Source organism: Pseudomonas sp. UBA6753 (genome assembly GCF_002453565.1).
GTDB lineage: Bacteria > Pseudomonadota > Gammaproteobacteria > Pseudomonadales > Pseudomonadaceae > Aquipseudomonas > Aquipseudomonas putida_Z.
In genome coordinates, this window is record NZ_DKHD01000006.1 from 1 (window position 1) to 11710 (window position 11710).

The following is an 11710-nucleotide window of genomic DNA, read 5'->3' on the forward strand; positions in this document are numbered from 1 at the left end:
CCACCAGGGTGGCGTTGTTGGGGGCGTACCAGGATTCGTACCAGTGGCGCAGTTCCTCGACCTTCATGCGCTCCAGGTCGGCCATCCAGCCGATGGTCGGGGTGTGGTAGCCGCTGGCCGGGTAGGCCATGGCGCGGAACAGCTCGAACGCCTTGGAGTTGGGCTGGTCGTCGGTACGCAGGCGGCGTTCTTCCTTGATCACCTCGATTTCACGGCTGAATTCGTCAGCGGGCAGGCGCAGGCTGGCCAGGCGGTCGGCCTCGAGTTCCAGGGCCACCGGCAGGCGGTCGCGCGCCAGCACCTGGTAATAGGCGGTGTAGTCGTCGCTGGTGAAGGCGTTTTCTTCGGCGCCAATGTCACGCAGGATGCGCGAAGCCTCGCCGGGGCCGACCTTGGCGCTGCCCTTGAACATCATGTGTTCCAGCGCGTGGGACAGGCCGGTCTGGCCCGGGGTTTCGTAGCTGGAGCCAACCTTGTACCAGATCTGCGAGACCACCACCGGGGCGCGGTGGTCCTCGCGCACGACCACTTTCAGGCCGTTGTCGAGGATGAATTCGTGGGTGGGTTGCACATCGGCGGCGAAGGCCGCGAGCGGCAGGCAGAGCGTGCCGAGCAACAGGCCAGCGGCGCGGCGGGCTAGAGCATTCATACGGTGTTTAACCTGTTCGGCGGCCCGCTGGTTTAGCGTCGGCGGGCCAGGAGGTGCTAGGATACTGATCCGGTTGCCTGGCGACCATGCCTGTCGCCGTTCTGGCCCGCAGGACACTAAGACAAAACGTTGCGCATGAACCAGCCGGCTTCAAGATAGTCTGTTCTGCGTAGAGAGAATTCCCGATGCGCCATAGCTGGCCCATCGCTACCCTGAGATAGCCGTCTTCCATGTTTGGTTCCAACGACGACAAAAAAGCGCCGGCCGAGGCTGGTGAGAAGAAAGGCCTGTTCAGCTGGTTTCGCAAGAAACCGCAGCAACCTGTGGAAGCGGGCGTGCCCGCGAATGAACTCCCAGCCGTCGAGCAGCCTGCAGCCGCTCCGGTCGAGGGGGCTACCGCCGAAGCGCCACAGGCCCCTGAACCCGTTCAGGCCCCTGCGGCCCCACAGCTGACAGAACCGCAGCAGGTCGCCGCACCCGTCCAATCCCCGGTGGTCGAGGCCCCTGTCCCCGAACCGGTTGCTTCCCAGCCGTTGCAGGCCCCTGAACCCGAGCCGGTCGCGTCCCAGCCACTGGTGGCACCTGCACCGCAGCCGGTCGCGTCCATGCCCTTGCAGGCGGCCCCGGTCGAGCCAGCCCCTGTCGAGTCGGCCCCGGTCGTCGAACCGGCCGCGCCGGTCAGCAACCTGGTGCTGCCGGTTGCCGAAGAACCCGTGGCCCTGGTGCCGGATCTGGAGCCGAAAGCGCCGCCCGCCATCCCGGAACGCCCTGCACCAGAGCCTGCTGCCCCTGTGGCTGCAGCCCCGGTCGCCGCGCAGGCCGAGCAGGCCAAGCCCGGCTTCTTCGCCCGCCTCAAGCAGGGCCTGTCGAAGACCAGCGCCAGCATCGGCGAGGGCATGGCCAGCCTGTTCCTGGGCAAGAAAGTCATCGATGACGACCTGCTCGACGAAATCGAAACCCGACTGCTGACCGCCGACGTTGGCGTGGAAGCCACTTCCACCATCGTCCAGAACCTGACCCAGAAGGTTGCCCGCAAGCAGCTGGCTGACGCCGATGCCCTGTACAAGTCGCTGCAGGAAGAACTGGCTGCGCTGCTGCGCCCGGTCGAGCAGCCGCTGGTGGTACAGGCGCAGAACAAGCCCTATGTGATTCTGGTGGTCGGTGTGAACGGCGCCGGCAAGACCACCACCATCGGCAAACTGGCCAAGAAGCTGCAGCTCGAAGGCAAGAAAGTGATGCTGGCTGCTGGCGACACCTTCCGTGCCGCTGCAGTCGAGCAGCTGCAGGTGTGGGGCGAGCGTAACCAGATCCCGGTGATCGCCCAGCACACCGGCGCCGACTCCGCTTCGGTGATCTTCGATGCCGTACAGGCCGCCAAGGCCCGTGGCGTCGACGTGCTGATCGCCGACACCGCTGGCCGCCTGCACACCAAAGACAACCTGATGGAAGAACTGAAGAAGGTCCGCCGGGTCATCGGCAAGCTCGACGCCGAGGCGCCGCACGAGGTGCTGCTGGTACTCGATGCGGGCACCGGCCAGAACGCCATCAGCCAGGCCAAGTACTTCAACCAGAGCGTCGAACTGACCGGCCTGGCCCTGACCAAGCTGGACGGCACTGCCAAGGGCGGGGTGATCTTCGCCCTGGCCAAGCAGTTCAAGCTGCCGATCCGCTTCATCGGTGTCGGTGAAGGCATCGACGACCTGCGTACCTTCGAAGCCGAGCCGTTCGTCAAGGCTCTGTTCGCCGAGCGAGACTGAACATGATCCGATTCGAACAGGTTGCCAAGCGCTATCCCAATGGTCATGTGGGTTTGCATGAGCTGAGTTTCCGGGCGCGCCGGGGCGAATTCCTGTTCGTCACCGGCCACTCGGGCGCGGGCAAGAGCACCTTGCTGCGCCTGCTGCTGGCCATGGAGCGCCCGACCAGCGGCAAGCTGATGCTGGCCGGGCAGGACCTGGGCCAGATCAGCAACTCGCAGATCCCGTTCCTGCGCCGGCAGATCGGCGTGGTGTTCCAGAACCACCAGCTGTTGTTCGACCGCACGGTGTTCAACAACATCGCCTTGCCGCTGCAGATTCTCGGCCTGTCCAAGGCCGAGGTCGCCAAGCGCGTGGACTCGGCGCTGGAGCGAGTGTCGCTGGCCGACAAGGGCGAGCTGTTCCCGGCCGACCTGTCCACCGGGCAGCAGCAACGGGTAGGCATCGCCCGCGCCATCGTTCACCAGCCAGCCCTGCTGCTGGCCGACGAACCCACCGGTAACCTCGACCCGCGCCTGGCCGCGGAGATCATGGGGGTGTTCGAGGACATCAACCGCCTGGGTACCACGGTATTGATCGCCAGCCACGACCTGGCACTGATTGCGCGCATGCGCCACCGCATGCTGACCTTGCAGCGCGGCCGCTTGATCGGCGATGGGGAGGCCGGGCAATGAGCACTACACGTACGCCGAAGGTTTCCGAGCGGGTTGCGCCGAAACCGGCCGACCCGCAACCGGCGAAGAAAAAGCACGACGACGATGACGGCCCGGATTTCCGCACGCTGCTGCATGCCTGGCTGGAAAGCCACCGTGCCAGCATGGCCGACAGCCTGCGCCGGCTGGGCAAGCAGCCGATCGGCAGCTTCTTCACCTGCCTGGTGATGGCGGTGGCGCTGAGCATGCCCATGGGCCTGTCGCTGCTGCTGAAGAACGTCGAGAAGCTTGGCGGCTCGTGGCAGCGCGCCGCGCAGATTTCGCTGTACCTCAAGCTCGATGCCGGCAGCCGCGAAGGCGAGGCGCTGCGTGACGAGATCAAGGGCATGCCTGGTGTGGCCGACGCGCAGTATGTCAGCCGCGAGCAGGCGCTGGAGGAGTTCCAGCAACAGTCCGGCCTGGGCGAAGCCCTGCGTGAGCTGCCTGACAACCCGCTGCCTGGCGTGGTGGTGGTGACCCCTACCGAAGTCGACAAGCCGGCCCTGGAAGCCTTGCGTCAGCGCCTGTCGGAGCTGCCGCGGGTGGACGTGGCGCAACTCGACCTGGTTTGGGTCGAGCGCCTGGCGGCCATCCTCAAGCTGGGTGACCGCTTTGTCTTTGGCCTGGCCGTGATGCTGATTTCTGCCCTGCTGTTAGTAATCGGTAACACAATTCGTCTACACATTGAAAACCGCCGTACCGAGATCGAAGTGATCAAGCTGGTCGGTGGCACGGATGCCTACGTACGCCGGCCTTTCCTGTACATGGGCGCGCTGTATGGCCTGGGTGCAGGGGTGATCGCATGGGGCATCCTGGCGTTTGGCCTGAACTGGCTGAACGAGGCGGTGGTAGGGCTTTCCGGGCTGTATGGCAGCGACTTCGCCCTGGGCGGGGTGCCGGCGTCCGATGGTCTGTCGCTCTTGATCGGAGCGGTGCTGTTGGGGTATATCGGTGCATGGATCGCAGTGGCCCGCCATTTGAACGAGCTGGCGCCGCGATAGTTTTTACGTGCCAGCATTGACAAATTCTTCACTATGGAACTTGTACCGTCGTTCCAGGTCAATGTTGGCAGCGCCCACAAGGCGCGAGTTCTGTAAGTCGGAGGTTCTTGAATGACCACATCGTTGCAACCTGCCTATGCCCTGGTACCCGGTGCAAACCTGGAAGCCTACGTGCACACGGTCAACAGCATCCCGCTGCTGACTGTCGAGCAGGAGCGTGATCTGGGCGAGCGTCTCTATTATGAGCAGGATGTCGAGGCCGCTCGTCAAATGGTGATGGCCCACCTGCGTTTCGTCGTACATATCGCCCGTAGCTATGCCGGCTACGGGCTGGCCCAGGCCGACCTGATCCAGGAAGGCAACGTCGGCCTGATGAAAGCCGTCAAGCGCTTCAACCCGGAAATGGGCGTGCGCCTGGTGTCGTTCGCCGTGCACTGGATCAAGGCAGAGATCCACGAGTTCATCCTGCGCAATTGGCGCATCGTCAAGGTGGCTACCACCAAGGCCCAGCGCAAACTGTTCTTCAACCTGCGCAGCCAGAAGAAGCGTCTGGCCTGGCTGAACAACGACGAAGTGCACCGCGTGGCGGAAAGCCTGGGCGTGGAGCCGCGTGAAGTGCGCGAGATGGAAAGCCGCCTCAGCGGCCAGGACATGGCTTTCGACCCGGCAGCGGAAGCTGACGACGACAGTGCCTTCCAGTCGCCTGCGCATTACCTGGAAGACCACCGTTACGACCCGGCGGTGCAGCTGGAGGATGCCGACTGGAGCGACAACTCCACCAGCAACCTGCACGAAGCACTGCAAGGGCTGGACGAGCGTAGCCGCGACATCCTCTACCAGCGCTGGTTGGCGGAAGAGAAGGCCACGTTGCATGAGCTGGCGGACAAGTACAGCGTTTCGGCTGAGCGGATTCGCCAGCTGGAGAAGAATGCGATGAACAAGGTCAAGGCGCTGATCGCGGCCTGATCGAGCCTTGGCTGCAAGGAAAAGCCGCTGGCCCGTATGGGGTGAGCGGCTTTTTTTTTGCGCAAGATTTACCGGCCTTTTCGCGGGCGCGCCCGCTCCCACAGGTACTGCACAGGCCTCAGGGGTAATGCTGGCCCTGTGGGAGCGGGCGTGCCCGCGAAGAGGCCCTCAAGGCTTGCGCGAAGTGTCGAGCTGCATCAGGTAGCTGGGCCCACCCAACTGGCTCATCTGCCGGCGAATCCAGCCGGCTCGGCTGGCCACATAGGCGCTCGGTCGGCTGGCGCTCCACTTGATCGGGCTCGGCAGCACCGCCGCCAGCTGCGCCGCCTGCTGGCGGCTAAGCCTGCTCGCATCGATGCCAAAGTGGTAGCGCGCTGCCGCCTGGGCGCCAAACACACCTTTGCCCCATTCGGCACTGTTCAGGTAGACCTCGAGAATCCGCTCCTTCGACCAGAACAGCTCGATCAACGCGGTGAACCAGGCCTCCAGCCCTTTGCGGAACCAGCTGCGCCCGGACCACAGGAACAGGTTCTTGGCCACCTGCTGGGTCAGGGTGCTGGCACCGCGAATGCTGCCGCCGCGCTCGTTGTAGGCCAGCGCCGCCTGGATAGCCGGGATGTCGAAACCCCAGTGGTTGGCGAACTTCTGGTCCTCGCCAGCAATGACCGCGACCTTGAGGTCATCGGAGATGTTCTCCCACGGCTCCCAGTCGCGCTGCAGGTCGATCGGCTCGCCATTCACCCAGGACTGCACCTTGCGCTCGACCATCAGCGCCGTACCGGGTGGTGGCACCCAGCGGAACACCAGCACCAGCACGATGCTGCCGGCAGCGAACCAGAGCAGGGCGCGGGAGAGGCGGCGGAGAAGGGTTGGCAGCATGACGATGGCTTGGCCGTACGGGTGGAAGGGGCCATTATACAGACCCGATCCAAGGAGTCGTCCCATGCTTCGCAGCTTCCTGATGCTTGCCGCCTTTTTCGGCTTCACCGGTGTGGCCCTGGGCGCTTTCGCTGCCCATGGCCTGAAAAGCCGGCTGACGGCCGACTATCTGGCGATCTTCCAGACTGGTGTGACCTACCAGTTGGTGCATGCCCTGGCGATCTTCGCTGTCGCCGTGCTCTCGGTGCACCTACCAGGGCGCCTGGTCGGCTGGGCTGGCGGCCTGTTTGCCGTGGGGATAGTGCTGTTCTCCGGTAGCCTGTACCTGCTGACCCTCAGCGGCCTGGGCAAGCTCGGCATCATCACCCCGATTGGTGGCCTGTGCTTCCTCGCCGGCTGGCTGTGCCTGGGCCTGGCAGCCTGGCGGCTCGGTTGACCGAGTGGTCCACAATCGCGACTAATGGCGTGCAGCGCCCTTGGGTTGCAGGGCGGTTCAGCGCTAGAATGCGGGCCCCCAAAGAACAATGGTGGCCGTGCGCATGCGCATTCAACTGAACGGTGAACCTTACGAATTGCCCGCTGGCGAAAGCGTCGCGGCCCTGCTGGCCCGCCTGGAGCTGACCGGGCGCCGCGTCGCGGTGGAACTTAACCTGGATATCGTGCCGCGTAGCCAGCACGACAGCACGCTGTTGAACGACGGCGACCAGGTCGAAGTGGTCCACGCCATCGGTGGCGGCTGATTCCGGCCGGCGATTCACCTGCAAGCCCAGCAACCTTTTCCCGAGGAACAACCATGAGCAACGTTCGTAGCGACAAGCCCTTCACCCTGGCCGGGCGTACTTTCCAGTCGCGCCTGCTGGTCGGTACCGGCAAGTACCGTGACATGGAAGAAACCCGCCTGGCCATCGAAGCCTCGGGTGCCGAGATCGTCACCGTTGCCGTGCGCCGCACCAACATCGGCCAGAACCCGGGCGAGCCGAACCTGCTCGATGTGCTGCCACCGGACCGCTACACCATCCTGCCGAACACCGCTGGCTGCTACGACGCGGTCGAAGCCGTGCGCACCTGCCGCCTGGCCCGCGAACTGCTGGATGGCCACAACCTGGTCAAGCTGGAAGTACTGGCTGACCAGAAAACCCTGTTCCCCAATGTGATCGAAACCCTCAAGGCCGCCGAAGTGTTGGTCAAGGATGGTTTCGACGTGATGGTCTACACCAGCGACGATCCGATCATCGCCCGCCAGCTGGCCGAAGCCGGCTGCATCGCGGTCATGCCGCTGGCTGGCCTGATCGGTACCGGCCTGGGTATCTGCAACCCCTACAACCTGCAGATCATCCTGGAAGAATCCAAGGTGCCGGTGCTGGTCGATGCTGGCGTGGGTACCGCGTCCGACGCCACCATCGCCATGGAAATGGGCTGCGAAGCGGTGCTGATGAACTCGGCCATCGCCCACGCCCAGCAGCCGGTGCTGATGGCCGAGGCCATGAAGCACGCCATCGTCGCCGGTCGCATGGCCTACCTGGCCGGCCGTATGCCGAAGAAACTCTATGCCAGCGCCTCTTCGCCGCTGGATGGTCTGATCAAGTAAGAGCCCCTGATGACTGAATCGCACGATACGCCGATCACCCCCGACGGCGAAGCCCGCCCGCACCGCCGCATCAAGAGTTTCGTGATGCGCGCCGGGCGCATGACCGAAGGCCAGCAACGTGGCCTGGAGCAGGGCGGCCCGCTGTACATCCTGCCGCTGGCCGACAGCCCGGTGGATTACGACCAGGTGTTCGGCCGCTCGGCGCCGCGCACCCTGGAGATCGGCTTCGGCATGGGCCATTCCCTGCTGGAAATGGCTGCTGCCGCGCCTGAACAGGACTTCATCGGTGTGGAAGTACACCGCCCGGGTGTTGGCGCGCTGCTCAACGGCGTGCTGACCCAGGGCCTGAAGAACCTGCGGGTATATGACTGCGATGCCATCGAAGTGCTGAACCGCTGCGTGGCGGACAACAGCCTCGACCGCCTGATGCTGTTCTTCCCCGACCCATGGCACAAGGCGCGCCACCACAAGCGCCGCATCGTCCAGCTAGAGTTCGCCGAGCTGGTACGACGCAAGCTCAAGCCCGGTGGCGTGTTCCACATGGCCACCGACTGGGAACCGTATGCCGAGTACATGCTGGAAGTGATGAGCGCTGCCCCGGGCTATCGCAACCGTGCGGCTGACGGTACCTACGTGCCGCGCCCGGAAGAGCGCCCGATCACCAAGTTCGAGCGCCGCGGCGAGCGGCTGGGGCATGGGGTTTGGGATTTGAAGTTCGAGAAGGTGGATTGACCGGCTGATACGGCCTTTCGATATGCCGATGCCTGCAGAAATGCAGGCGAAAAAAAACCGCCTTGAGAAGGGCGGTTTTTTTATGACTGCGCTCAAGAGCGTTCGGGACTTTGTGGGAGCGGGCGTGCCCGCGAAACAGGCGACGCGGTGGATGGCACCGGCTTTGCCGGTGTTCGCGGGCATGCCCGCTCCCACAGTGACCGCATGCGCATTTAAATTTTGAGCAAGACAGTTGCTCCTGCAAGGTTCAGTGCAAGGCCGTGGCTCAGCCCCGTCGATCCGCCACCACCCCGATCAGCACCAGTACCACCAGCAACACCGGCGCCAGCGCGTAGTTGTTGAACTGGCTCAGCCCTTTCACCACCCAAGGTGTGGCATAGATCAGCGCCGCACCGCTGCCGATCATCACCAGCAAAGCCATGAACGGTACGCGCAGGGCGCCCGCCAGGCCGCCCAGGCGCTGTTCCACCCAGCCCTTGATATCGGTGCCGAACAGCACCAGCAGGCAGCCTACCAAGGCCAGTGAAATCTCCGACAGGTTGCTGCGGCTCCAGCGAGAAACCGTCGCGAGCAGATCAAGTACCAGATCCATGGGTCATCCTTAGGTCAAGAAATACTGCAGCAGGTCATTGAGGAACAACTGGCCCCTTGGCGTGGCCACCAGTCGATCCGGTTCGACCTGCAAAAGGCCTTTTTGTTCGGCCGCGCGGCGTGCCTCGCGCAGTTGTGCCAGCGGCAAACCGGTGCGTTGGGTGAACAGTTCGGCTTCCACCCCATCGGTCAGGCGCAGGGCGTTCATCAGGAACTCGAACGGCAGCTCGTCGACTGGCAGCAGCTTTTCGCCGGCCTTGAACGGCTTGGCCAGGTTCAGGTAGTCCTTGGGCAGGCGGGTTTTCCAGGTGCGCAGGATGCGCCCGTCGGCGAAGGTCAGCTTGCCGTGGGCACCAGCGCCGATGCCGATGAAGTCGCCAAAGCGCCAGTAGTTGAGGTTGTGCCGGGCAGCGCGCCCCGCCTGGGCATAGGCCGAGACCTCGTACTGGCGGAAGCCGTGTTCGGCCATCAGTGCCTGGCCGGCCTCCTGGATATCCCAGAGGATGTCGTCCTCGGGCAGCTCGGGCGGCTGGTTCCAGAACACCGTGTTCGGCTCCACGGTCAGCTGGTACCACGACAGGTGCGTCGGCCCCAGGTCGATGGCCTGGCGCAGGTCGCCCAGCGCGTCGTCGAGCGACTGGTCGGGAAGGCCGTGCATCAGGTCCATGTTGAAGTTGTCGAAGCCGGCGGCGCGTGCCATGCCGGCAGCGCGGACCGCTTCATCGCCATTGTGGATACGCCCCAGCGCCTGCAGTTTGGCTGGCTGGAAGCTTTGCACACCGATGGACAGACGGTTGATACCGGTTTGCCGGTAGGCCTTGAACTTGTCCTGCTCGAACGTGCCCGGGTTGGCCTCCAGGGTGATTTCGATGTCCGGCGCAAACGGGATGCGTTGCTCTACGCCACGCAGCAGTCGGCCAAGGGCGTCGGCACTGAACAGGCTGGGGGTGCCGCCGCCGAAGAAGATCGAGCTGATCGGCCGGCCTTGCACGGCGGCCAGTTCCTGGTCGAGGTCGGTCAGCAGGGCGGCGACGTAGGCATCTTCCGGCAGTTCAGGCCCGGCAGCGTGGGAGTTGAAGTCGCAGTAAGGGCATTTGCGTACGCACCACGGGATGTGTATGTACAGCGCCAGCGGCGGCAGGCTGGTGAAGCCCGCCGCGCCGGGGGTGGACAGCGTTTCGATCATGCCAGGCCCAGACGTTGGCGCAGCAGGGCCATGGCGCGGGCGCGGTGGCTGAGCTGGTTCTTGTCCACAGGGGCCAGGTCGGCGCTGGAGCAGCTGCGCTCCGGTACCCAGAACAGCGGGTCGTAGCCAAAGCCGTGCTCGCCACTGGCCTCGAACATGATGCGCCCGTGCCACAGGCCTTCGCACAGAATCGGCAGCGGGTCGTCGGCATGGCGCACCAGTGCCAGGACGCAGACGAACTGTGCGCCGCGCTCGGCTTCAGGCACGTCTTTCAGCGCTTCGAGCAGCTTGGCGTTGTTCGCCGCGTCACCCTTGCCGTCGGCATAGCGCGCCGAGTATATGCCAGGCGCGCCGCCGAGGAAGTCCACCGCCAGGCCCGAATCGTCGGCCAGGGCCGGCAGGCCGGAAATGCGTGCGGCGTTGCGCGCCTTGAGGATGGCGTTCTCGACGAACGACAGGCCGGTTTCTTCCGGCTCGACCTGGCTGAACTCGCCGATCGAGCGCAGTTGCACGGACGCGCCGAGCATGGCCTGGAGTTCCTTGAGTTTGCCGGCGTTGTGGCTGGCCAATACGAGTTGCTGGAAATTCATCATTCGCCTGGGAACACTTCCTGGTTGAAGCTGAGGGAGTTGCTGATGCCGCCGGTTTCGATATTCAGGTCGAAGGTGACGGTCTCTGCCTGGTCGATCTTGAACTGGGCGATGTAGTACACCGCGCCCTGTTCGGTGATCTGCTTGAATGACAGCGGGCTGCTGTGCCCGGTCAGGTCCTTGACCGTGCCGCTGACCACCGCCGTGGCGGGCTTGTTGGCCTTGAGCACGGCGATGTTGAGTACGCCCTGGTTCTTGCTGCGTACCAGGCCGGTGGCTGCGGCCACCTCCGGTGTCAGCATGCTCGAGGTGAACGCGCTGTAGTGCACCGTCACGTCGCCAAACACTTCCTTGCGCTCGGGACGGGCAGCATCGGCAGCCAGTACCGGCAGGGCCAGGCACAGGCTGAACAGGAACAGGGCTAGGCGACGCATGGGGTGATTCCTCCGGTGGGCGTCAGACCGCGAGCTGATGTTCTTGCAGGCCCGGGCTGCTGACGCGGTAGATGCCGATCTCACCTAGAAGATTAGGCCAAAGCCGGCCACCCCACCCGTTGCGGTGCAAGTGGTCGACCGCCAGGCGGTCTAGCACCTTGGCGCGGCGCTCGTGGCACAGCTCTTCGAAGTCGGCGAAGGTGCAGAAGTGGATGTTTGGCGTGTTGTACCAGGTGTACGGCATGAAGTCCGAAACCGGCATGCGGCCTTTGGTCGCCAGGTACCAGCGGCAACGCCAGTGGCCGAAGTTGGGGAAGGTGATGATGCACTGGCGGCCCACGCGCAGCATCTCGTCCAGGATGCGGTCGGGGTACTCCACGGCCTGCAGGGCCTGGGTCATGATCACCACGTCGAAACTGTTGCTGGCGAAGTTGCCCAGGCCCTTGTCCAGGTCCTGCTCGATGACGTTGACGCCCTTGGCCACGCAGGCGGCGATGTTGTCGGCGTCGATCTCCAGGCCATAGCCGGTGACCTGCTTGCGGTCGCGCAGCGAGGCCAGCAGTTCGCCGCTGCCGCAGCCCAGGTCGAGTACCCGGCTGCCGGCGGGGATCCAGTCGTGGATGATTTCCAGATCGGCTCTCATGC

Annotated in this window: 15 protein-coding genes; 8 read left to right on the top strand and 7 right to left on the bottom strand. The window is 64.4% G+C overall.

Annotation, left to right across the window (positions count from 1 at the left end):
- The coding region (locus tag B2790_RS03495; RefSeq protein WP_286918272.1) for a M16 family metallopeptidase at nucleotides 1–649 on the bottom strand (649 nt) is incomplete at its 3' end.
- Between the two features lie 230 nt (nucleotides 650–879).
- Here B2790_RS03495 and ftsY point away from each other — a divergent pair.
- The 4 genes from ftsY (at nucleotide 880) to rpoH (ending at nucleotide 5065) form a co-directional block, all read left to right on the top strand.
- Nucleotides 880–2406 carry a signal recognition particle-docking protein FtsY gene (gene ftsY / locus B2790_RS03500; RefSeq protein ID WP_286918273.1) on the top strand — a complete coding sequence of 509 codons (1527 nt, stop codon included), beginning with the start codon at nucleotides 880–882 and terminating at the stop codon, nucleotides 2404–2406.
- A 2-nt stretch (nucleotides 2407–2408) separates the two neighbouring features.
- Complete coding sequence (ftsE, locus tag B2790_RS03505) at nucleotides 2409–3080, top strand: cell division ATP-binding protein FtsE (protein ID WP_013974630.1); 672 nt, start codon at nucleotides 2409–2411, stop codon at nucleotides 3078–3080.
- On the top strand, nucleotides 3077–4099 hold the full coding sequence (gene ftsX, locus B2790_RS03510) for a permease-like cell division protein FtsX (RefSeq protein WP_286918274.1): 1023 nt from the start codon (nucleotides 3077–3079) through the stop codon (nucleotides 4097–4099). The genes ftsE and ftsX overlap by 4 nt, the downstream gene beginning before the upstream one ends.
- A 111-nt stretch (nucleotides 4100–4210) precedes the next feature.
- Nucleotides 4211–5065: an RNA polymerase sigma factor RpoH gene (gene rpoH, locus B2790_RS03515; protein WP_003249083.1), complete on the top strand. Its 855-nt coding sequence runs from the start codon at nucleotides 4211–4213 to the stop codon at nucleotides 5063–5065.
- A gap of 168 nt (nucleotides 5066–5233) precedes the next feature.
- On the opposite strand, the gene mtgA is transcribed toward rpoH, so the two are convergent.
- A complete protein-coding gene (gene mtgA, locus B2790_RS03520; RefSeq protein ID WP_085587709.1) occupies nucleotides 5234–5944 on the bottom strand; it encodes a monofunctional biosynthetic peptidoglycan transglycosylase in 711 nt (236 codons plus the stop codon).
- 64 nt (nucleotides 5945–6008) lie between these two features.
- Here mtgA and B2790_RS03525 point away from each other — a divergent pair, with 64 nt between their 5' ends.
- The 4 genes from B2790_RS03525 (at nucleotide 6009) to trmB (ending at nucleotide 8264) form a co-directional block, all read left to right on the top strand.
- On the top strand, nucleotides 6009–6380 hold the full coding sequence (locus B2790_RS03525) for a DUF423 domain-containing protein (RefSeq protein WP_015272153.1): 372 nt from the start codon (nucleotides 6009–6011) through the stop codon (nucleotides 6378–6380).
- Between the two features lie 103 nt (nucleotides 6381–6483).
- On the top strand, nucleotides 6484–6684 hold the full coding sequence (gene thiS / locus B2790_RS03530; protein ID WP_003257817.1) for a sulfur carrier protein ThiS: 201 nt from the start codon (nucleotides 6484–6486) through the stop codon (nucleotides 6682–6684).
- 53 nt (nucleotides 6685–6737) lie between these two features.
- The gene (locus B2790_RS03535; protein ID WP_013974625.1) at nucleotides 6738–7532 is read left to right on the top strand and encodes a thiazole synthase; all 795 of its coding nucleotides are present in this window, start codon (nucleotides 6738–6740) and stop codon (nucleotides 7530–7532) included.
- 9 nt (nucleotides 7533–7541) lie between these two features.
- Nucleotides 7542–8264 carry a tRNA (guanosine(46)-N7)-methyltransferase TrmB gene (gene trmB / locus B2790_RS03540; protein ID WP_013974624.1) on the top strand — a complete coding sequence of 241 codons (723 nt, stop codon included), beginning with the start codon at nucleotides 7542–7544 and terminating at the stop codon, nucleotides 8262–8264.
- Between the two features lie 265 nt (nucleotides 8265–8529).
- Here the strand turns inward: trmB and B2790_RS03545 are convergent, their stop codons facing one another.
- From B2790_RS03545 to metW, 5 genes are read right to left on the bottom strand one after another with little or no spacing between them, the layout of a single operon-like run.
- Nucleotides 8530–8856 carry a DUF3392 domain-containing protein gene (locus tag B2790_RS03545; RefSeq protein ID WP_003257821.1) on the bottom strand — a complete coding sequence of 109 codons (327 nt, stop codon included), beginning with the start codon at nucleotides 8854–8856 and terminating at the stop codon, nucleotides 8530–8532.
- A gap of 9 nt (nucleotides 8857–8865) precedes the next feature.
- Nucleotides 8866–10041, bottom strand: a complete 1176-nt coding sequence (hemW, locus tag B2790_RS03550) for a radical SAM family heme chaperone HemW (protein WP_075046652.1) — start codon at nucleotides 10039–10041, stop codon at nucleotides 8866–8868.
- A complete protein-coding gene (gene rdgB, locus B2790_RS03555; protein ID WP_003257822.1) occupies nucleotides 10038–10634 on the bottom strand; it encodes an RdgB/HAM1 family non-canonical purine NTP pyrophosphatase in 597 nt (198 codons plus the stop codon). The genes hemW and rdgB overlap by 4 nt, the downstream gene beginning before the upstream one ends.
- Entirely contained in the window at nucleotides 10631–11065 is a 435-nt protein-coding gene (locus tag B2790_RS03560) for a DUF4426 domain-containing protein (protein ID WP_286918275.1), read from the bottom strand. Before B2790_RS03560 ends, rdgB begins: the two co-directional genes overlap by 4 nt.
- Before the next feature lie 22 nt (nucleotides 11066–11087).
- Complete coding sequence (metW, locus tag B2790_RS03565; RefSeq protein WP_015272149.1) at nucleotides 11088–11708, bottom strand: methionine biosynthesis protein MetW; 621 nt, start codon at nucleotides 11706–11708, stop codon at nucleotides 11088–11090.
- Nucleotides 11709–11710 lie beyond the last annotated feature (2 nt).